The organism is Tropicimonas marinistellae (assembly GCF_001509585.1).
GTDB classification, from domain to species: domain Bacteria; phylum Pseudomonadota; class Alphaproteobacteria; order Rhodobacterales; family Rhodobacteraceae; genus Tropicimonas; species Tropicimonas marinistellae.
Map to the genome: position 1 here is coordinate 494302 of NZ_LNCI01000001.1, position 21701 is coordinate 516002.

General features: G+C 61.6%; 21 protein-coding genes. 19 read left to right on the forward strand and 2 right to left on the reverse strand.

The window, feature by feature from the left end; all coding sequences use genetic code 11:
• Positions 1 to 108: 108 nt before the first annotated feature.
• Both speB and pcaQ read right to left on the reverse strand, forming a co-directional pair.
• Positions 109 to 1101 carry an agmatinase gene (gene speB / locus ARC39_RS02245; RefSeq protein WP_068110083.1) on the reverse strand — a complete coding sequence of 331 codons (993 nt, stop codon included), beginning with the start codon at positions 1099 to 1101 and terminating at the stop codon, positions 109 to 111.
• Positions 1102 to 1206: 105 nt separating this feature from the next.
• Positions 1207 to 2121, reverse strand: a complete 915-nt coding sequence (pcaQ, locus tag ARC39_RS02250; protein WP_068109343.1) for a pca operon transcription factor PcaQ — start codon at positions 2119 to 2121, stop codon at positions 1207 to 1209.
• 95 nt (positions 2122 to 2216) lie between these two features.
• Here pcaQ and pobA point away from each other — a divergent pair, with 95 nt between their 5' ends.
• The 19 genes from pobA (at position 2217) to ARC39_RS02345 (ending at position 21680) form a co-directional block, all read left to right on the forward strand.
• Positions 2217 to 3386, forward strand: a complete 1170-nt coding sequence (pobA, locus tag ARC39_RS02255; protein ID WP_068109346.1) for a 4-hydroxybenzoate 3-monooxygenase — start codon at positions 2217 to 2219, stop codon at positions 3384 to 3386.
• Positions 3387 to 3434: 48 nt separating this feature from the next.
• Positions 3435 to 3812 (forward strand): 4-carboxymuconolactone decarboxylase, encoded by a 378-nt coding sequence (pcaC, locus tag ARC39_RS02260; RefSeq protein ID WP_068109352.1) that lies wholly within the window; start codon positions 3435 to 3437, stop codon positions 3810 to 3812.
• A gap of 41 nt (positions 3813 to 3853) precedes the next feature.
• Entirely contained in the window at positions 3854 to 4582 is a 729-nt protein-coding gene (pcaH, locus tag ARC39_RS02265; protein WP_068109357.1) for a protocatechuate 3,4-dioxygenase subunit beta, read from the forward strand.
• 2 nt (positions 4583 to 4584) lie between these two features.
• Positions 4585 to 5205 (forward strand): protocatechuate 3,4-dioxygenase subunit alpha, encoded by a 621-nt coding sequence (pcaG, locus tag ARC39_RS02270; protein WP_068109360.1) that lies wholly within the window; start codon positions 4585 to 4587, stop codon positions 5203 to 5205.
• 63 nt (positions 5206 to 5268) lie between these two features.
• The gene (locus ARC39_RS02275; RefSeq protein ID WP_068109363.1) at positions 5269 to 6102 is read left to right on the forward strand and encodes a 3-oxoadipate:acetyl-CoA acetyltransferase; all 834 of its coding nucleotides are present in this window, start codon (positions 5269 to 5271) and stop codon (positions 6100 to 6102) included.
• A 7-nt stretch (positions 6103 to 6109) separates the two neighbouring features.
• A complete protein-coding gene (locus ARC39_RS02280) occupies positions 6110 to 7411 on the forward strand; it encodes a lyase family protein (protein ID WP_068109365.1) in 1302 nt (433 codons plus the stop codon).
• 89 nt (positions 7412 to 7500) lie between these two features.
• Positions 7501 to 8550 carry a TRAP transporter substrate-binding protein gene (locus ARC39_RS02285; protein WP_149866278.1) on the forward strand — a complete coding sequence of 350 codons (1050 nt, stop codon included), beginning with the start codon at positions 7501 to 7503 and terminating at the stop codon, positions 8548 to 8550.
• Between the two features lie 78 nt (positions 8551 to 8628).
• Positions 8629 to 9216, forward strand: coding sequence for a TRAP transporter small permease (locus ARC39_RS02290; protein ID WP_068109372.1), 588 nt, complete (start codon positions 8629 to 8631; stop codon positions 9214 to 9216).
• On the forward strand, positions 9213 to 10529 hold the full coding sequence (locus tag ARC39_RS02295; protein WP_068109377.1) for a TRAP transporter large permease: 1317 nt from the start codon (positions 9213 to 9215) through the stop codon (positions 10527 to 10529). The genes ARC39_RS02290 and ARC39_RS02295 overlap by 4 nt, the downstream gene beginning before the upstream one ends.
• 95 nt (positions 10530 to 10624) lie before the next feature.
• On the forward strand, positions 10625 to 11389 hold the full coding sequence (locus ARC39_RS02300) for an SDR family NAD(P)-dependent oxidoreductase (RefSeq protein WP_068109380.1): 765 nt from the start codon (positions 10625 to 10627) through the stop codon (positions 11387 to 11389).
• 16 nt (positions 11390 to 11405) lie between these two features.
• Positions 11406 to 12173, forward strand: coding sequence for a crotonase/enoyl-CoA hydratase family protein (locus ARC39_RS02305; protein WP_068109382.1), 768 nt, complete (start codon positions 11406 to 11408; stop codon positions 12171 to 12173).
• Between the two features lie 22 nt (positions 12174 to 12195).
• Entirely contained in the window at positions 12196 to 12666 is a 471-nt protein-coding gene (locus ARC39_RS02310) for a MarR family winged helix-turn-helix transcriptional regulator (protein WP_236545097.1), read from the forward strand.
• A 24-nt stretch (positions 12667 to 12690) separates the two neighbouring features.
• Entirely contained in the window at positions 12691 to 14508 is a 1818-nt protein-coding gene (locus ARC39_RS02315; protein WP_068109389.1) for a feruloyl-CoA synthase, read from the forward strand.
• Positions 14509 to 14730: 222 nt separating this feature from the next.
• A complete protein-coding gene (locus ARC39_RS02320) occupies positions 14731 to 15603 on the forward strand; it encodes an amidohydrolase family protein (RefSeq protein ID WP_068109391.1) in 873 nt (290 codons plus the stop codon).
• Positions 15600 to 16055, forward strand: coding sequence for a DUF3237 domain-containing protein (locus ARC39_RS02325; protein ID WP_068109394.1), 456 nt, complete (start codon positions 15600 to 15602; stop codon positions 16053 to 16055). Before ARC39_RS02320 ends, ARC39_RS02325 begins: the two co-directional genes overlap by 4 nt.
• A gap of 13 nt (positions 16056 to 16068) precedes the next feature.
• The gene (locus ARC39_RS02330) at positions 16069 to 17673 is read left to right on the forward strand and encodes an acyl-CoA dehydrogenase family protein (protein WP_068109398.1); all 1605 of its coding nucleotides are present in this window, start codon (positions 16069 to 16071) and stop codon (positions 17671 to 17673) included.
• A 446-nt stretch (positions 17674 to 18119) separates the two neighbouring features.
• Positions 18120 to 20375: a formate C-acetyltransferase gene (pflB, locus tag ARC39_RS02335; RefSeq protein ID WP_068109401.1), complete on the forward strand. Its 2256-nt coding sequence runs from the start codon at positions 18120 to 18122 to the stop codon at positions 20373 to 20375.
• Between the two features lie 22 nt (positions 20376 to 20397).
• Positions 20398 to 21177, forward strand: a complete 780-nt coding sequence (gene pflA, locus ARC39_RS02340; protein WP_068109403.1) for a pyruvate formate-lyase-activating protein — start codon at positions 20398 to 20400, stop codon at positions 21175 to 21177.
• A gap of 110 nt (positions 21178 to 21287) precedes the next feature.
• On the forward strand, positions 21288 to 21680 hold the full coding sequence (locus ARC39_RS02345; protein WP_068109406.1) for a VOC family protein: 393 nt from the start codon (positions 21288 to 21290) through the stop codon (positions 21678 to 21680).
• The last annotated feature ends 21 nt before the right edge of the window (positions 21681 to 21701 follow it).

A 21701-nucleotide genomic window follows, 5' to 3' on the forward strand; every position in this document is an offset into this window, starting at 1 on the left:
ACGGAGAGCGATCCGCATCGGCCTTGCGTAGTTCGAATGATGTTCACCGCGCGCCGGGAGCCGATCCTTTCCAGTGTGTAGGAGTATCCGGAGCGCCTGTCGATTCGCCTAGTCTCCTCTTGCGGCAAAGCGATTGGCGGCGGCCGGGCTTGCGGCATAGACCGCCAGCAGGTCGCTGACCAAAGTTGCGCCCGCCAGCGCGGTGATCTCCGCGTGGTCGAAAGGAGGAGAGACTTCGACCAGATCCATCCCGACAACGTTGATGCCGGCGAGGTTGAACAGCATTTCCTGTGCCTCGTATGTTGTCAGCCCCCCGATCACCGGCGTGCCGGTCCCCGGCGCGGCGGAGGGATCGAGCGCGTCGATGTCGAAGGTGACGTAACACGGGCCATCGCCGACGATCTCCCGAATGCGCCGTGCGATTTCCTCCGGCCCGTGCTTGTGAACCTCGCGCGACGTGATCACGTTGAAGCCGATCGTGTCGGGGTTGTGCGTACGGATTCCGACCTGAACTGATTGCTCGGGCAGCACAAGTCCTTCGCGAGTCGCGTGCCAGAACATTGTGCCGTGGTCGATCCGGCCATCTTCGTCGGCCCATGTATCAGTGTGGGCATCAAACTGGATCAGGTGGAGTGGCCCGTGTTTCTCCGCATGGGCTTTGAGCAGCGGATATGTGACGAAGTGATCGCCGCCGATGGAAATGAGGGTCGTGTCGGTGGCCAGGATCTGCCGCGCCGTCTCTTCGATCCGGACCGGTACAGCCTCCGGCCGACCTGGATCGAATTCGCAATCGCCGTAGTCCACGATGGCCAATGACTCGTATGGGTCGCTGTCCCATGGCCAGGGACCGGACCAGGCGATATTGCTCGACGCGGCGCGCACTCCACGCGGGCCAAACCGTGTACCGGACCGTCCCGACAGGGCGAGATCGTAGGGAATGCCCAAAATGGCCACGTCGGCGTTGCGCAGATCGCGGGTGAAGCGTCGGCGCATGAAGCTGAGCGCTCCGGCATAAGCCGCTTCGGGAACGGTGCCGCGCAGGTCCTCGCGGGTAAAGGCGAGGTCGCCGGCAACAGGTGTAACACTGCTATCGTCGGACATGGTGCGATCTTTCATGGTCATTTCGCGGTCTGGCACATCGGTAGTCCGCGTTGGATGCGGTGGCAATTGCGCGCGCGCATATTCCACCGCACTCTCTTGGGTCTGTTAAGCTGGAAGCCGGTCCACCACGGTATTGACCGCCAATCGAAACACCTGCTCGGCGGGCGTCGGTGGCGTGTCGGGACGCGTCATCAACCCGACCGGACCCATTGTGAGCGCCGTATCGAACGGCAGGCGCACGAGTTGCCCATCGGCAATCTCCTTGGCCACCACGCCGGCGGAAATAATCCAGACCGCGTCCGAATGTGGAACGAAATTCCGGCCGAAAGCGCCGGAAACCGTTTCGATTCTGTCGCGGATGTCACCAACACCGTGGGTTAGCAGGACGCGCTCCACCAATGGCCGTATCGCGGACGCCTCCGGAGGAAAGACCACGGGCCAGTCCCCCAGCCGGTGCATGTCCGGTTCAGACAGCAGCGGATGCCCGGGCCGCACAACAAATTCCACGTATTCGTTGTAGAGTTGGGTGAAGGAGATGCCCTGCATCGTGTCCGGTTGGCCGAGGCGTCCGATCACCAAATCGAGACGGCCACGGCGCAGCAGGTCGATGAGAAAACCATGTGGTCCATCAGTTATCCGCAATGTCACGTCCGGCGCCAGATCGCGGTATTCGTGAACCACCTCTGGCATCAGGCGGGCGGCGACGCTGGGCAACGCACCTATTGAGAGCGTGACGCTGCCGCGCTGACCGATCTGTTCCACCCCATCCAGGCCTTGCTGCAACGCCGCAACGCTCATTTCGGCGAAATGGAGGAATACCTCGCCTTGCCGGGTGAGGCTCACGCCTGCGCGGCTGCGTACCAGCAGCGGCGCTCCAAGAATGTCTTCCAGTTCCTTCAACGTCTTGGAGATCGCAGGCTGTGTCAAAAAAAGCCGTTCCGCCGCTCTCTTGAGGCTCTTTTGCCGGACAATCTCCACGAAACACTGGACGTGTCGGAATTTGATTCGGCGGTCGATCATTGATTTCTTTCCGATATTGGAAACTTATTCGGCAAATTAGTCATTTTACTTTGCCCATTCAATAAGTCAGTCTTTTTGCCAAGGGGAGGAATTTCATGCGCACTCAGGTCTGCATCATCGGCGGCGGTCCGTCCGGGCTGCTGTTGTCTCAATTGCTTCACCGCAAGGGCATCGACACCGTCGTTCTGGAGCGAAAGACCCGGGACTACGTTCTGAGTCGCATCCGTGCCGGCATTCTGGAGGTCGGGTTTGTTGATCTCATGCGGGCGGCGGGCGTTTCCGAGCGGATGGACCGTGAGAGCTTTGCCCATGATGGTACTGTCATCGCCTGTAATGACGAGCAGTTCCGGATCAGTTTCCGCGAGCACACTGGCACAGACGTTGTCGTTTATGGTCAGACTGAACTCACGCGCGACCTGTATGACGCCCGCGAGGCTGCTGACGGAAAGGTCATCTTCAACGTAGAGAACGTCGTCATCAACGAGGTCGAAACGGATGCGCCGTACGTCACGTTTGATGTGCATGGCAAGCAGGAGCGGATTGATTGCGATTTTGTCGCCGGGTGCGACGGATTCCATGGTGTTAGCCGCCAGACGATCCCACTGAGCGTTCGGCGGGAGTACGAGAAAGTCTATCCGTTCGGTTGGTTGGGGATCCTGTCCGAGACCCCACCGGTCCACGAAGAGCTGATTTACTCCTGCTCCGACCGGGGGTTTGCACTTTGCTCAATGCGAAACGCAAATCTCAGCCGCTACTACATTCAGTGCTCGCTCAGCGATAGTCCGGACGATTGGAGCGACGAGAACTTCTGGGAAGAGTTGAAACGCCGGATCCCTTCGGCCGCGGCTGAATCGCTGGTGACGGGGCCTTCCATCGAGAAGTCCATTGCTCCCCTACGCAGCTTCGTTACCGAGCCCATGCGCTGGGGGCGGCTGTTCCTGTGCGGGGATGCCGCGCATATCGTCCCCCCAACCGGCGCCAAGGGACTCAACACCGCCGCGTCGGATATCCACTACCTCTACCACGGGCTTTTGCAATTCTACGAGGAGAAGGACAGCGAGGGTATCGATCGCTACTCGGAAAAGGCGCTGGCGCGGATTTGGAAAGCGGAACGTTTCAGCTGGAGCACGACGAATCTGCTGCATCGCTATCCCGACATGTCGGAGTTTGACCTGAAGATGCAGCTCGCTGACATTGCCTTCCTACGCGACAACGAGGCAGCGCAGAAGGTGTTCGCCCAGAACTACGTAGGGCTGCCCTACTGATGAGAAAGAACGGAAAACGCGGCGCTGGAATCGCCGGGGAGGGGCCTGATGTCTGAACGATTTGAAAAGGGCATGGCGGTTCGGCGGACGGTGCTGGGCGATGCCCACGTAGACCGGGCCGAGTCTGCCAAGACCGCGTTCGATACGCCGTTTCAGTCTTTGATTACAGAGGCCGCCTGGGGCACCGTTTGGGCCAGCGATGGGATCAGCCTGCGCGAGCGCTCTATGCTGACGCTGGCATTGCTGGCGGCGACCGGCAATTTCGAAGAAATCCCGATGCATATTCGCGCGACCGTTCGAACCGGCGCCACCAAGCAGGATGTGCTTGAGACATTCCAGCATGTTGCGATCTACGCCGGCGTGCCCCGCGCCAACCACGCGCTGAAGCTGGCCAAGCAAACGTACGAAGAAATGGAAAGCGACTGACCCGGGTACCGCGCCCAGCCCGATAGGAGGAGGAAGCCAGAATGAACGCCCCAGGAGAATTCTACCAAAGGGACCGGGAGCGGCACCCGCTCGCGCTGACGCCCGATTACAAGACGAGCGTTACGCGTTCGCCGCAATACTCGCTGCTGAGTCTTCAGCAATCGGCCAGCGAAATCACCGGTCCGACGTTCGGGCATGGAGATATCGACCCGATCGACAATGACATGATCCACAACTACGCCCAGCCCGGCGAGAGCGCCATTGGCGAGCGGATCATTCTGCACGGGCGGGTGTTGGATGAGAACGGCCGACCGGTGCCGAATACCCTGGTCGAGGCCTGGCAGGCCAATGCGGGCGGTCGCTACCGGCACAAGAAGGACACCTATCTCGCGCCGATCGACCCCAACTTCGGCGGCTGCGGGCGTACGCTCACGGACGAGAACGGATATTACTACTTCCGCACGGTGAAGCCGGGGGCGTATCCTTGGCGCAATTGGGTGAACAACTGGCGCCCGGCCCATATACACATGTCGATCTTCGGTACATCCTTCTCTCAGCGGCTCATCACCCAGTGCTATTTCGAAGGCGACCCACTCATCCCGAAATGCCCGATCGTCAACACGATCCGGGACAAGGCTGCCATCGGCCAGCTCGTCGCGCCGCTGGATCTGAATGCCACGATCCCGCTCGACACGATGGCCTACAAGTTCGACATCGTGCTGCGCGGTCGGCGTTCGACGTTGTTTGAAAACCGTCTGGAGGGGAACTGATCATGGTGCAGGAAGTGAACTACCTCAAAGAAACGCCCTCCCAGACAGCCGGCCCCTACGTTCACATTGGTCTTGCGCCAGGTGCGGCGGGCTTTGAGATTTACAAGAAGGAACTCGGCTGGGATATTGCCGGCCCCAATGCCGCAGGTGAGCGCATCCGTGTGGAGGGGATTGTCATTGATGGCACTGGTTCGCCAATCAAGGACGTGATGCTGGAGGCTTGGCAGGCAAACTCAAAAGGTATCTACGCGCACCCAGAGCATAGTGGTGATGTGGAGGAAGGGTTTCGCGGCTGGGGTCGTGTTATCACTGACTTCGACACCGGCGAGTGGGGCTTCGACACGATCAAACCCGGCCCTGTCATGGGACGCTCAGGCAAGCTGATGGCACCGCATATCAACCTTTGGATCGTCGCGCGCGGAATAAACGTTGGTCTGAACACGCGCGTGTATTTCGAAGACGAAGCCGAGGCCAACGCCACGGATCCGGTGATCAACCTGGTCGAGTGGGAGCGTCGGCGCCAAACGCTTGTGGCGACGAGAACGTTGCGAGACGGCTTGCCCGTCTACCGTTTCGATATCAAGCTGCAGGGTGAGGACGAAACCGTCTTCTTCGATATCTGATCGTCCTTCGGCCCGCGCGAAACCCCGCGCGGGCTGCTAGGCACACATGCGAGACAAGTCCAAATGAGCAAACCCTGCATAATCTGCGTTGCGATTACCGGTTCCGTGCCGCGAAAGGAAAACAATCCTGCGGTACCCATCACCGTGAATGAGCAGGTTGAGAGCACGCAGGAGGCGTTTGAGGCGGGCGCATCCATCTGTCATGCGCATGTGCGGAACGACGATCAGACGCCGAGTTCCGATCCGGATAAATTCGCCCGCCTGAAGGAGGGCCTGGAAAAGCACTGCCCTGGCATGATCATCCAATTTTCCACGGGCGGGCGGTCCGGGGCAGGGCGGGCGCGCGGCGGTATGCTGCCACTGAAGCCCGACATGGCGTCGCTATCGGTTGGTTCGAACAATTTCCCCACAAGGGTCTACGAGAACCCGCCGGATCTTGTGGATTGGCTCGCAGGCGAGATGCGCACCTACGGCGTGAAACCCGAGATCGAGGCATTTGACCTCTCGCATATCCATCAGGCTGTCGCGATGAACAAGGACGGACGGATCCCGGGCAAGCTTTACGTGCAGTTTGTCATGGGAGTGAAGAATGCGATGCCCGTGGATCGCGACGTCTTTGACTATTACGTCAAGACGATGGAGCGTTTGGCCCCCGAGGCAGAGTGGTGCGGCGCCGGAATCGGCCGGAACCAAATCGCCCTGAATGAATGGAGCATCGCCGCGGGCGGGCACACCCGAACCGGTCTGGAAGACAACGTGCGGTTGGACCAAGATACACTTGCGCCGTCCAATGCTGCGCTTGTGCGTCGCGCGGTGGAGCTCTGCGAGAAATACGAGCGTCCCGTGGCGACGTGGATGCAGGCACGCGCAACCCTCGGCCTTGCGATGCCGGAGTAGTCCCCGCATGTTGGTGAGCCTTGGCACGAGTTCTATCTACGAGGCGCTTTTCGGCGACCGGGAGATCGCCGATCTGCTGTCCGCCGAACGGGAACTCGCGGCGATGATCGTTGTGGAGCGGGCCCTTGCTCGTGGGCAGGGGCGACTCGGAGTAATCCCGGCGGACGTTGCGTCTCACATTGATGCCGAGCTTGATGGTTTCCTTCCCGATCCGGCAAGCCTTTGCGCGCCCACAGCCTCGGCTGGCGTGGCGGTGCCGGGCCTGCTTGCCGCAATGCGCGCGCAGGTTTCGCCCGCCGCTGCTCAGTGGTTGCACTGGGGGGCGACCAGCCAAGACATCGTGGACACTGCCATGGTCCTTCAGGCGCGGGATTGCCTCGATGTTCTGCAGGAGCGGCTCTCGGCGATTATCGATCAGCTCCAGTCGAAGTCGCGTCAACACGCCGATCAGGTCATGGCCGCTCGCACGCGGGGGCAGGTCGCTACGCCGATCACGTTCGGGTTGAAGATCGCCCGCTGGGCGCAGCCCTTGATTTCCGCCGAGGCCGCGATCGAAGCTCTTCGCGCACATGCGCTTCGCGTCCAGTTCGGAGGTGCTGCCGGTGCAAACACTGCGATTGCCCCGCATGGGCCGGCGGTGTCCGCAGCTTTGGCCGAGGAGCTTGAACTTGCCGGCGCCGCACCTTGGCACACAGACCGTGGTGCGGTTTTGGAATTGGCCGGCTGGCTGGTTTCCGTCATCACGGCACTGGAAAAGATCGGCAAGGATCTGATCCTGCTCGGGCGTTCCGAAATCGGCGAGGTTCGTGCGGGCGCTGGCGGCGGTTCGTCGACCATGCCGCAAAAGGCGAACCCGGTCGGTGCTGAAGCTCTGGTGACACTGGGGCGGCTTGCGGCGCATCTTCACGGTGGGCTTATGAGTTCTTCCGCGCCAGCGGAAGAACGAGATGGCGCCGTTTGGGCGCTCGAGTGGATCATTCTGCCGCAACTTTTTCTGGCTTGCGGATCCGCGCTCCGCCATGCCGGCGCTCTCGCGGAAACGCTCACAGCTGTTCCCGAAGCCATGCGGCGCACACTGGAAACACATCCCGGTGCCATGGCCGAGGCGGCGAGTTTCGCGCTTGCTGGCAAGTATCCCCGAACCGAGGCGCAGGCGATCGTCCGCGACGCGCTGTCGTCGGCGACGGGGTTTGCCGCCGCACTGGCGACACGGGCACCTGACATCGACTGGGATCGGGTACTGGATCCGATCAGCGTCGTACCGGCATGCCGGGTCGAATCCGAGCGAATCTTATCCAGCAGACGGTAGACAAAAACAGTTATGTGGTATAATTATATTGTCGTATCTCGTTTCTGCCGTGTTTCGGCTGGGAATCGGTGATCATAAGGGAGGACATGATGATCAAACACACTTTCCTGCGGGCTGTTGGCACCGCGGCCACGGCGGCAATTGCGCTTGGCATTGGCGCAACGAGCAGTTTCGCGGCTGATGTAACGCTTCGAATGCACCAGTTCCTGCCGGCGCAGGCCAATGTGCCGAAGAACGTACTGTTGCCTTGGGCAGAGAAGATCGCAGCGGAGTCGGATGGCCGCATCGAGATTCAGCATTTCCCGGCAATGCAACTTGGCGGTAAGCCACCGGAACTCGTCGACCAGGTGATCGACGGCGTTGCCGACATTGTCTGGACCGTCGCCGGATACACCCCCGGCCGTTTCCCGCGCACGGAGGTCTTCGAACTGCCCTTCACCATGACGGACGCCGAGGCAGTATCGCGCGCCTATTGGACGCTCGCCGAAGAAACGATGATGGACCAGGACTTCAAGGACATGAAGGTTCTTGCGGTCTGGGTGCACGGCCCTGGACTGATCCACTCCAAGGATCCCATCGCATCGCTCGACGACCTGAACGGCGTGAAGCTCCGTGCACCCACCCGTGTGACCAACCAACTCTTCAGCGCGCTCGGCGCGACGCCGGTCGGAATGCCGGTTCCGGCCGTACCCGAAGCTCTTTCCAAGGGCGTGATCGACGCGACTGTCATCCCGTGGGAGGTGACCGGCGCCCTCAAGGTCAATGAACTGGTGGAGAACCACACCACATTTGGCGACGACTCCCTTTACACCACGTCGTTCATCTTCGCGATGAACAAGGCGAAGTACGAGTCCCTGCCGGACGATCTGAAGGCCGTGATCGACGCCAATTCCGGCCTGGAGTTCTCGGCCTTTGCCGGAAAGCAGATGCAAGCCGACGACGCCGGTCCGCGCGATGCGGCAATCGCCGCGGGCGCCAATGTGATCGAGCTTGCACCGGAGCAGGTGGAAGAATGGAAGGTGGCTGCGCAGCCCATTATCGACGGCTGGATCCAGGAAATGGACGAAAAGGGCCTCGACGGCACCGGACTGCGCGCGCGCGCGCTCGAACTGATCGAAGAAAACGCCTCCAGCATGTGACTTTGGCGGCCCCGGGCGGGGTGAGTCTCCCGCCCGGAAACACATTCACCGCACTCACCTGTTCTCAGGAGAATTCCGATGTTGCTCAATCTCATGGAGCGTCTGGCGCGCCTCATGGCGATCCTTGGCGGTCTCGTGCTGACGGCGCTTGTGATCCTGACTTGCGTCAGCGTTCTGGGTCGCGGCCTGAACACGCTGGGCCACTCCACCTTTCTGACCTCGATTTCCGAGGGTGCCGCCGCGGCGCTTCTGGCGACCGGGGTCGGTCCAATGACGGGCGATTTCGAACTTGTGGAGGCTGGTGTCGCCTTTTCCATCTTTGCCTTCCTGCCGATCTGCCAGCTCCATGGCGGCCACGCGACCGTTGACATCTTCTCAACGACCTTTCCGCGCTTGCTAAACCGCGTGCTGGTAACCTTTTGGGAGGTTGTGTTGAGCGCGGTGATCCTGCTCATCACCTGGCGGCTCTTTGTCGGGATGGAGGACAAGATGAACTACGGCGAGACGACCTTCCTGCTGCAATTCCCGGTCTGGTGGGCGTATGGGGCGAGCTTCGCCGCCGCCGTCGTTGCTTCCATCGTCGCGATCTACTGCGCGGTTGCGCGTGTCGTCGAGTTCTTCACTGGCCGTAGCTATATGCCCTATTCTGAAGGAGCGCTCCATTGAGCATGCTCGAACTCGGATACTGGTCCTTCCCGGTCCTTTTGCTGCTGATTTTCCTGCGCGCGCCCATCGGGCTGGCCATGATGATCTGTGGAATCGGCGGGCTCTATTTCGCCATGGGCGGGCCGAACATGTTCCTCTCCAAGCTGAAGAGCGAAACCTACTCCACTTTTTCCAGCTACTCGCTGACCATCATCCCGATGTTCCTGTTGATGGGGCAATTCGCGACGCTTTCGGGCATGTCCTCGGCGCTCTTCAAAGCCGCCGAGAGCTGGCTGGGGCACCGCAAGGGCGGCGTTGCGATGGCCGCTGTGGGCGCCTGCGCGGGTTTCGGCGCAATCTGCGGATCCTCGCTCGCCACCGCGGCCACGATGGGCAAGGTCGCCCTGCCGGAACTGCGCCGCTACGGCTACTCGGGAGGCTTTTCCACAGCGACGCTCGCGGCTGGCGGTACGCTCGGTATTCTGATCCCGCCGTCGGTCATTCTGGTGATCTACGCGATCCTGACCGAGCAGAATATCGCAAAGTTGTTCCTCGCGGCCTTCGTGCCCGGATTGTTGGCGGCGCTCGGCTACATTCTAACGATCTCCATCTATGTCCGGGTTTTCCCCAAGGCGGCGGGTACGCGAGAGCCGGTGCCCTATCCGGAGCGCGTGCGCGCACTGATCGACGTGTGGCCGGTGCTGCTGGTGTTCGGTCTCGTGGTCGGCGGGATCTATCTCGGCTGGTTCACCCCCACCGAGGGGGCGGCCGTGGGTGCTGCGGGAACGGGGCTGATTGCGTTGGTTTCCGGCAACCTCGGCTGGAAGGTTTTCATCGACGCGATCATCCACACCGCGCTGTCCACTGCGATGATCTTTTTCATCGTGCTTGGCGCGGGTTTCTACAATAGCTTCCTCGCGCTCAGCCAGGTGCCGCAGGAACTGTCCAACTGGGTCGTTGGCCTCGGCTTGAGCCCGTGGATGGTACTGACGCTGATCCTCGCCTTCTACCTCGTATTCGGCTGCCTCATGGATTCTCTTTCGATGATCCTGTTGACCATCCCGATCTTCTTCCCGGTGATCAGCGCGATGGATTTCGGGATGACGCCGGAACATGTGGCCATCTGGTTCGGTATCCTGGTCCTAATCGTGGTCGAGGTCGGTCTCATCACGCCTCCGGTCGGGATGAACCTCTTCATCATCAACGCCATGGATCGGAAGACGGCGATGACCGACACTTACAAGGCGGTGATCTGGTTCGTTACGTCAGACATTGTCCGTGTCGCCATTCTGGTGCTGTTCCCGGCGATCACGCTCTTCCTGCTGCCCAGCTGAGGCCGGGCGGCGCCCTGCTGCGTCCAAACGCGCAGGTGCTGCCTAATAGATATGGAGTATAACAATGATGATAGAAAACGAATTGGGATGGTCAGATGCTGATTAGGGGGGAGAGCGCAATTGTTACCGGCGCCGCGAGCGGTCTTGGCGCTGCCACGGCACAGCGGCTGGCCGAGCAAGGCGCGAAAGTCGCGGTGCTCGACTTCGACCTGACGGGGGCCGAGAGGGTCGCGGGTGAGATTGGCGGAATTGCCGTCCAAGTCGATGTAAGCGATGCCGATGCCGTTAAGTCCGCCGTCGATGCGGCCTGCGAGGGGTTGGGCCAGGTCCCGCGGATCGCGGTCAATTGTGCCGGTGTTGGGCTTGCGGCGCGGATCGTGGGGCGCGAGGGAAAGCTCTCCTTCGACGTGTTCGAGAAGACGTTGAAGGTGAACCTGTTTGGTACATACCACGTGATGAGCCATGCCGCCGCGCGGATGGTCGAGCTCGAGCCGCTGGAGACCACCGAGCGTGGCGTGATCGTCAACACAGCATCCGTGGCCTACGAGGACGGACAGGTGGGGCAGGCGGCTTATTCCGCGTCCAAGGGCGCTATTGCCGCGATGTGCCTCCCCGCGGCGCGCGAGTTCGCACGCCATGGTATCCGGGTCGTCGCGATCGCGCCGGGGCTGTTCCACACGCCAATGATGGAGGGATTGCCGGAGGAGGTGACGACCAAGATTACCGCCGACATTCCCTTCCCCGCACGACTTGGTCAGCCAGAAGAATACGCTCTGCTAGCCGAGCAGATCATCACTAACCCGTTTCTGAACGGAACCACCATCCGGCTTGATGGGGCGGTGCGCCTGCCGCCGCGCTGAGCCGAGGAGAGACGACATGAGCGAACCCATTCTGAAGGTCAAGGTTGAGGACGGTATCGCAGTTCTCACCATGAATCGCCCTGACAAGCGAAATGCCATGTGCGACGAGCTGTTGGATGCGATCGACGCCTTTTTCACCGCGCCGCCAGCGGACGTGAAGGTTGTTGTGATGACAGGCACCGCTGGGCACTACTGCTCCGGTCTCGATCTGAGCGAACATGTCGCGCGCGACGCGGAAGGCACCATGCGTCATTCCCGTGGCTGGCATCAGGTAATGGACCGGATCCAGTACGGTGGGCTGCCAGTGGTATCGGCGATGTTCGGCGCCGTGATCGGCGGCGGGTTGGAATTGGCCACCTCTACCCATGTACGCATTGCAGAGCCCTCCTCGATTTTCCAGCTTCCAGAGGGACGGCGCGGGATCTTTGTCGGTGGGGGCGCGTCAGTGCGCGTTGGCAGTATTCTCGGGGCCGACCGTATGATCGAGATGATGCTGACCGGGCGGAAATACACCGCCGACGAGGGGCTGGCCCTTGGCCTGACGCATTACAGCGTGGGCGAAGGGGAGGCGCTTCCCATGGCGATGGAGCTGGCACGCAAAATTGCACGGAACGCTCCACTGTCGAACTACATCATGATCCAGGCGCTTAGCCGGATCGAGGACATGTCGAAGGCAGATGGGCTTTTCACCGAAAGCCTATGTGCCGCAATCACCCAGACCAGCCCCGATGCCGTGGAGGGCCTTGCCGCCTTCCTGGAAAAGCGGGCACCGAAGTTCCGCTAGCGCCATGAAAGGAGCCGCACCAGTGTCGAATCCGCAGCGGAAGCAGACGGTCACAGAGATCAGCGACGCAACGCTGCGACAGTTCTTCGGCTACCGGATGAAACGGGCCTTCAACGTCGTGCAAGCCGATCTCGCACAGACCTTGAAGCGCTATGAACTGCGTATGCTCACCTACTCGGCCTTGGTGCTGATCGTGGACAACCCGGGGCTGCGTCAGTCCCAGCTGGCGGATGCAATGGACATTGAACGACCCAATCTCGTCGTTCTCATCGACGAGTTGGAACGCCGCGAGTTGATCCTGCGCGACAGGGTGCCGAACGACCGGCGTGCCTATGCGCTGAAACCGACCCTGGCGGGACAGCAACTCTGCAGCCAGGCGGTCGCGGCCGTCACGGCGCATGAGGAGGCGCTTCTTCAGGACGTAGACGCCTCGGAGCGTGCGGCGGCCACTGACGTAATGAAAAAGATCGAACGGCGTTACCGGGACGGCTGACGCTCATAAGGGGAGGAATGACCCATGAAAAGGACAGAGCGGTTCCGGCCGCATTCGGTCGCGCGCGAAGAGCGTGCGGACGGTTCCATTCTTCTGCGCTCCAATCACCCGCTCGGACCGGTCGTGGACCGGACGGGCGACTGGCTGCACCGCTGGGCCAAGGAAACGCCGGACCGCGTTTTCCTTGCTGAACGCAGCGGCGCGGGCTGGCGGACGGAGTCCTACGCTTCTGCCTTGCAGAAGGTGCGCGCCATCGGCGCGGCGCTAGTCGGGCGTGGCATGGGCCCCCACACACCGATCTTGGTGATGTCGGGCAATGGCGTGGACCACGGGTTGCTGGCGCTTGGCGCGCAATACGTAGGTGTGCCCACTGCACCCGTCGCGGAGCAATACTCGTTGATCCACGGTGCACATGGCCGACTTCGCGGAGCGATTGAACTGCTGCAGCCCGCAATGGCCTATGTTGTGGATGCCGATCTCTATGGCGAGGCACTTGCCTTGGACGCCTTGGAGGGGATCGAGGTCGTGGCGAGCCGCCCCGGTCATCGGGCAGTGACCACCGCGTTCAGCGAACTGCTCAACGGGGACGCTTCGGTTGATGTGGATGCCGCCTTCGCGACGGTAACGCCCGATACGGTGGGAAAGATCCTGATGACCTCCGGATCCACGTCAAGCCCCAAGGGTGTTCTGACCACACACCGTATGATGTGCGTGAACCAGACCCAACTCGCCGACGCGTTGCCGTTCCTGCGGGAACGGCCGCCGGTCATCGTGGATTGGCTTCCCTGGAACCATGTCTTCGGCGGTTCGCACAATTTCAACATGATGCTTGCCAATGGCGGCTCGCTCTACATTGACGATGGAAAACCGGTGAAGGGGCTCTTCGACCGGACGCTGGAAAACCTCTCGCTGATGACGGGCACCGCGGCCTTCAACGTGCCGCTGGGTTTCGGGATGCTGCTCGGTGCGTTGCGCGAGGATGCCGAACTGCGCCAGCGCTTCTTTGCCGATCTCGACCTTGTCTTCTATGCCGGCGCTTCACTTCCGCAGGAAGTCTGGTCCGGTTTCGAGCGGATGGCATTGGAGGTGAAGGGAGAGGTGCCGCTGATGACCTCCTCCTGGGGCCTGACCGAGACCGCGCCCGCCACCATGATGCAGCAGGAGCCGACGGAACGTTCCGGTGTCGTCGGGGTGCCATTGACCGGCGTGGAGGTAAAGCTTCTGCCCGACGAGGACATGCGCTGCGAGGTGCGGGTGAAAGGCCCGAACATCATGCCGGGCTACTTCAATGACCCTGAAAAAACCGGCGAGGCGTTCGACGCCGAGGGCTACTTCATCACCGGCGACGCGATGGTGTTCAACGACGTCGAAGATCCAAACAAGGGCATGCGCTTCGACGGGCGGATTTCGGACGACTTCAAGCTCCTGACCGGAACCTGGGTCCGCGCCGCACAGCTTCGGCTGGACATGCTCGCGCATTTGGCACCGCTTGCTTCCGACCTCGTCATAACCGGGGCTGACCGCAACCAGATCGGTGTGATGATCTTCCCCGATGTTGCGGAGTTGAAGCGCGAAGGGTTCGAGCTGAACGAGGACAGCGGCGCCTACACCTGCAAGCTGCTCCAAGGGGAGATTCACCGGCGTCTTGCGGAACGTGCCCGAGAGATTTCCGGATCTTCGACGCTCGTCTCCCGCGCAATCGTTCTGGCCGAGCCGGCGTCGATGCCGGAGGGCGAGATGACAGCCAAGGGCAATCTGAACTTCCGCAAGGTGCTGACCCGTCGCAAGGCCCTCTTGGATCGTCTCTACGATGATGCCGATCCAGCAGTGACGCTGGCATGACTTCGGTTTCGCCCCTGGCGGATATTGCCGCGTCCGACATCGTGCATGCGCTTGCAACCTCCGGGCCGCGTGTTACAGCGCCGTTCTTGAGTTCGCGGGTTGGGTGCGGGCCGGAAATCAGGCGCCCCACCGGGGACGGTCCCGCGCAATTTCGCACTGCGGCCGGGCACGACGGCTCGAACGTAGCGCCATTCCCACTCACCGTTTCGAAGGACGAAAGCCATGGTTGACCTGACAAAGATCCGCGCGATCGACATTCATACCCATGCCGAAGAGCCCTGCGGCTGTCATGCGGACGACGGCTATGACGACCTGCAGGCCACCATGGCCAAGTATTTCCGCGCCCCTTGGGAACACCCGCCCACCGTGCCGGAGACCGCCGCGCATTACCGCGATCAGAACATCGCCGCGGTAATTTTCCCCGTCGATGCCGAGCGCGAGACCGGCTACCGCCGCTACAAGAACGAAGAGGTCGCCGAACTGGCCGCCGAGAATGACGACGTTCTGATTCCGTTCGCCTCCATCGACCCGCACAAGGGCAAGCTGGGCGCGCGCGAGGCGCGGCGGCTGATCAAGGAGTTCGGCATCAAGGGTTTCAAGTTCCACCCCACGATGCAGGGTTTCTACCCCAACGACCGCATGGCCTACGGGCTCTACGAGGCCATCGCAGAGGAGGGCGGTATCGCGCTCTTCCACACCGGGCAGACGGGCGTCGGCTCTGGGATGAGGGGTGGCAACGGGATGCGGCTCAAGTATTCCAACCCGATGTACATGGACGACGTGGCGGTGGACTTCCCCGACATGAAGATCATCCTCGCGCATCCCTCCTTCCCCTGGCAGGAAGAGGCGCTCGCTGTCGCCCAGCACAAGCCCAACGTCTATATCGACCTCTCCGGCTGGTCGCCCAAGTATTTCCCGGGGATCCTGGTGAAATACTGCAACTCGATCCTCCGCAAGAAGGTGCTGTTCGGTTCCGACTGGCCCATGATCACGCCGGAACGCTGGCTCGCGGACTTCGAGAAGATCGCGATCAAGGACGAATTGCGACCCGACATCATCAAGGGCAACGCGGCGCGTCTGCTGGGGCTGGCATGACGGCACCGGGACTCACGCATTTCTGCGACCTCGACGTGGAACTCGGCCCGATCCGCGAGATGGGTGCGGGACGGTGCGGCAATCGCCGCATCATTCCCATTGTCGGCGGGCACGTCAGCGGCCGGGTGTCAGGGCGCGTGCTGCCTATCGGCGCCGACTGGCAGACCATTCTCACCGATGGCGCGGCGGATATCGACACGCGCTACGCCTTCGAGACGGACGATGGCGCCGTGATCGAGATCGTGAACCGGGGCGTCCGACACGGTCCGCCGGAGGTTCTCGACGCGCTCGCTCGCGGCGAGGACGTCGATCCCGCCAGCTACTATTTCCGCACCTCCGCACGGCTGGAGACGGGCGACGCGCGCTATGACTGGGTAAACCGCACGATCTTCGTCGGGACCGGCCAGCGCCTCGCCTCCGCCGTACGGGTATCACTCTTCTCGCTCGATTGAGAAAGGCCTTGCCATGAAACCGTTTTCGGCGCCGCTGGATGACATTCTCTTCACCCTCACGCACGTTGCCGGCGCAGGTGATCTGCCAGAGTTCGACGCGGAATTCGCCGGCGAGATCGCGGGCCACTTCGCATCCTTCGCTGAGGCCGAGATCGCGCCGTTGGACGAGCCGGGCGACCAGCAGGGCTGCCGTCTGGAAAACGGCCGGGTCCGCATGCCGGCCGGATTTGTCGAGCTCTACAGGTCATACGCCGAACAGGGCTGGCCCGGCCTGACCGTGCCGGAGGAGTTTGGCGGGCAGGGGCTCGACGGCACCATGCTTGCGATCACCTCCGAAATCTTTACCGGCGCAAATCACTCGTTGCAGATGGTGACCGGGCTGGTGCCCGGTGCGGTGCGCACGCTGTTGAACTTCGGAACGGATGATCAGAAATCGCGCCACATTCCACCGCTTGCCAGCGGCGATACCCTGGCGACCATGTGCCTGACCGAACCCGGCGCCGGGTCGGACCTCGCGCGTGTACGTTGCAAGGCGGAGCGATCGGGCGGTGGTTGGACGATTACCGGGGAGAAGATCTTCATCTCCGGCGGCGATCAGGACATGAGCGAGCGAATTCTTCACCTCGTGCTGGCCCGCACCTCGCAGGACGGGCTGAAGGGGCTGTCGCTGTTCCTCTGCCCCTGCACGAAGCAAGATGGCACGCGGAACGCGGTTGTGGTCACCCGCATCGAGGAGAAGATGGGGCTGCACGCCTCGCCCACCTGCCAACTCGCCTTCGACGGTGCGGAGGCGGAGTTGATCGGCGCCGAAGGGCAGGGCCTAAAGGCGATGTTCACGATGATGAACCACGCCCGTGCCGACGTTGCTCTGCAGGGCGCTGCACATGCTGCACGTGCCGTCGACGTCGCCCGCGCCTATGCTGCGGAACGCGTGCAGGGCCGGGGAGCGGACGGCGGTCCGGTGACGCTCGATGCGCACGCCGACGTGCAGCGAATGCTGGACGAAATGGATGCTTGTGCGCTCGGGGCGCGCGCAATCGCGCTTCTGTCTGCCGTGACGCTGGAAAAGGGCGACAACCCGGCGCTGGTGGAGTTCCTGACACCCGTGGCCAAGTACCACGGCACCGAGGCGGGCATGCGTGCTGCGGAAATGGGTATGCAGGTTCTTGGCGGATACGGTTATCTTCAGGAGTACCGGCTGGAGCAAACCTATCGCGACGTGCGCATTACCGCGATTTACGAAGGGGCAAATGGTATCCATTCTCGGATGCTGGCGACACGGTTGCTGGCAACACCCGCTGCCGACGCTTTCGAGTCATTCGTGGCGCAGGAAGCGGAACGGCACGGGCAATCGGGGATCTCAGATGTGCTCGAACTCTGGCGCGCGGCGCGAACGACACTCGCGACAGTGCAGGATGCAACGCCGTTGGCCGACGATTTCACGCTACTCACCGTCGAGACATTACTGCAGTGCCTTTGGGGGCGTATGGACGCTGCCGCGGATGCGCATCCCGATGCCGACCGCCTGCGACGCGTCGCGCGGCGGGCCCTGCGCAGGGGACGGATCAATGCACAGGCGCGCGCGGCGTTGGTGACAGCCGAGAGCGCGATTGCCTGATTGCATACCGGAATAAGGGTTTTCAGGAGTGAACCGCCCACCTGAACATCGAACCGGATCGAGATGTGCGTAATTCCGCTCCGCAACAATGTTCCGCCCGGTTTCGGAAATCGGACGGAAAAGAACGCAGCGAAATATTTTGTCCCAACGGTGCCTGTTTCTGTTGCATTCGTGCGAACGAATTACCATGCGGAAAGCGCATTGCCGACATATTGCACAGGATAACCTATTGAATCCAAACAATTCATAGGTTTTTCGCATGAAAGCAGCGAATTGATTTTCGGTGCCGGTCGCCCTTATGTTCCTTTTATCGAAACACCGTGCGTCAAAGGCCGCCGGAAACAGCGGCGCACTCCTCCTCCCTGTTGACGCCCACCAAGTTAACTCCGGTCAGAGGTCACCGGGGCAGATGCCCCGCTCTGGTCAATTGCATTCGGGACACGCAAATGAACGTAATGGCCCCCGCAGAAATCCGCGATCCCTGGGACGGGTTCTCAGGTGACGAATGGCGCAATTCCGTCGATGTGCGTGGCTTCATTCAGGCTAACTACACGCCCTACGAGGGCGATGCCGCATTCCTGGCTGGTCCGACCACGCGCACCACAGGTTTGTGGGAAGATCTCGGCGTTTTGCTGAAACAGGAACGCGAGGTTGGCGTTCTGGATGTCTCCGCCGACACGCCCTCCACGATCACCGCACATGACGCGGGCTATATCGACAAGGACCGCGAGCTGATCGTCGGCCTTCAGACCGATGCGCCGCTCAAGCGAGCCATCATGCCCAACGGCGGTCTGCGTATGGTGGAGAACGGTTTGAAGGCCTTTGGGTTTGAGCCCGATGCCACGGTTCACGAGGTTTGGACGAAGTATCGCAAGAGTCACAACCAGGGCGTCTTTGACGTCTACAGCCCGGAAATCGTCGCTTGCCGGAAGTCCGGTGTCATCACCGGCCTGCCGGATGCCTACGGCCGCGGGCGGATCATTGGCGACTATCGGCGGGTGGCGCTCTACGGCATCGACTTCCTGCAGGCACAGAAGGCCGAGGAACGCAGCGAGTTGGACAACGCCGTCTTCGACGAGCACACGCTGCGCCTGCGCGAGGAACTGGCCGAGCAATATCGTGCCCTGGGCGAACTGCGCGAGATGGGTCTGAAGTACGGGGTGGATCTGTCCATGCCGGCGGCCACCGCGCGGGAGGCGATCCAGTTCACCTACCTGGCCTATCTCGCGGCGGTGAAGGAGCAGAACGGCGCGGCGATGTCGATCGGCCGGATCTCGACCTTCCTCGATGTCTACATCCAGCGCGATCTTGAGAACGGCTCGCTGACGGAGGAAGAGGCGCAGGAGCTGATCGACGACATGGTGATCAAGCTCCGTATCGTGCGCTTCTTGCGCACCCCGGATTATGACGAGCTGTTCTCGGGCGATCCAACCTGGGTCACCGAAAGCATCGGCGGCATGGGGCTCGACGGGCGCACGTTGGTCACGAAGACCTCCATGCGCGTCCTGCACACGCTCTACAACCTCGGACCGGCGCCAGAGCCGAACCTGACGGTGCTGTGGAGCGCGCAACTGCCGCGCGGCTTCAAGGATTTCTGTGCCAAGGTGTCGAAGGATACCTCCGCCATCCAGTACGAGAACGACGACCTGATGCGGGCCAAGTGGGGCGACGACTACGGCATCGCCTGCTGCGTCTCGGCGATGGCGATCGGCAAGCAGATGCAGTTCTTCGGGGCCCGCGCCAACCTCGCAAAGGCGCTGCTCTATGCCATCAACGGCGGCGTGGATGAGAAGAGCGGCAAGGTCGTGGCTCCCGGCTTCGAGGCGATCACCGCCGATGTTCTGGACTATGACGAGGTGCTGGCGCACTTCGACAAGACCATGGACTGGCTTGCCCAGACCTACGTCAAGGCGCTGAACTGCATCCACTACATGCATGACAAATACGCCTACGAGCGGATCGAGATGGCGTTGCACGACCGGGACATCCTGCGGACCATGGCCTGCGGGATTGCGGGGCTCTCCATCGCGGCAGATTCGCTCTCGGCGATCAAACACGCCAAGGTGGAAGTGATCCGCAACGACGCTGGCCTCGCGGTAGACTACAAGATCACCGGCAGTTACCCCGCTTTCGGCAACAACGACGACCGGGTAGATGACATCGCGGCCTGGCTGACGGAGACCTTCATGAAAAAGGTCAATGCGCAGCCCTTCTTCTACCGGGACTCGATGCCGACCCAGTCGATCCTGACGATCACCTCGAACGTGGTCTATGGCAAGAAGACCGGCTGCACGCCTTGTGGCCGTCGTGCCGGCGAACCCTTCGCTCCGGGTGCCAACCCGATGAACGGGCGTGACACCAAAGGCTTCGTGGCGGCGGGTGCTTCCGTCGCCAAGCTGCCGTATGAACACGCGCAAGACGGGATATCGTGGACCGCTTCGGCAACGCCGGATTCCATGGGCCACACCGAGGCCGAGCAGGTGCGCAACCTCGCCAATTGCCTCGACGGCTTTACCCAGGCTGGCGGATTTCACGTCAACGTCAACATGCTGAGCCGGGAGACGCTTGAGGATGCGATGGAACATCCGGAGAAATACCCGCAGCTCACAGTTCGCGTTTCGGGCTATGCTGTGAACTTCGTAAAACTCACTCGCGAGCAGCAGCTCGACGTGATCGGCCGGACCTTCCACGCCGGCATGTGACCGCGCCGATAGGAGCACGCCCATGACAATACCGGTCCCGCAGCAGACCTTCGAAAGCCCGCACGAGGCGGCATGTCATGGGTTTCTCCATTCGGTGGAATCCGGTGCGGCGGTGGACGGACCAGGAATGCGCTACGTCTTCTTCATGGCCGGCTGTATGTTCCGCTGTCTCTACTGCCACAACCCGGACACGTGGAAGCTGCACAACGGTCGCCGTGTGGAGGTGGAAGACCTGCTGGAGGAGGTGGACTCGCTTGCGAGCTTTCTGAAGTTCGCCGGGGGCGTGACCTTTTCAGGGGGCGAGCCGCTGATGCAGGCGGCCTTTGTCGGCGCAGCGGCACAGGCCATGAAGGACCGCTACGGGCTGCACATTGCGCTCGACACGCAAGGGTACCTTCACGGCACCGTAGAGGACGATTGGTTCGACCCGATCGACCTTGTGATGCTCGACATCAAGCACAGCGATCCGGAGAAGTACCGCGAGCTGACGGCCCAGCCGTTGCAGCCGACCCTCGACTTCGCAAAGCGTCTGGTACGGCTCGGAAAATCCATGCGCATCCGCTACGTACTGGTGCCCGGTTGGACGGATGCCTTGGAGGATGTGAAGAGGTTGGCGGACTTCGTCGCCGGCCTCGACCCGTGGGTGGAGATGGTCGAGGTTCTGCCATTCCACCAGATGGGCACATCGAAATGGGACAAGCTGGGACTGGACTACAAGCTACGCGACACGCGCACGCCCACGCGGGACGAGGCGGAAGCGGCTCGGGATGTGTTCCGGTCGCGGGGGCTCAAAACCTGCTAGTGAAGAATGCAAGAAGCCGACTAAAATTATCAGTTTTATGATTGCGTCGGTTGGATGGTCCCCCTACGTTGCGCATGAGCAGTCGCTCAAGGTCTCGACGGAAGCCCAGAATGTTCGATCACTTGGGGATAATCGTCTCAGATGTCGAAAAGGCGCACGCATTCTATGTGAGTTGCACGGCGCCCCTTGGTATTCACGTCGCGGAGCGGCATCCGAACGGAGCCTTTGTGCTGGTACCCGCATCCGAGAAATCGCACGGGTTTCTCTACATCGGCCCGGATGCGCCAGCGTTCTGGAGCGAAGCGCACGCTCTGTCCTCTTCGCCGGTCCACATTTGCTTCACGGCGCCTAGCAAGTCAGCTGTTGACCGGTTTTTCGAGACCGCAGTTGCCGCCGGCGGCACGAGCAATGGGGTGCCCGGCGAACGACATCCAGGGTACTACGCAGCCTATGTCATCGATTCGGATGGGAACAACATCGAGGCCGCCTTTCGCGAACGCTGAGCGCCACCGCACGAAGGCGTA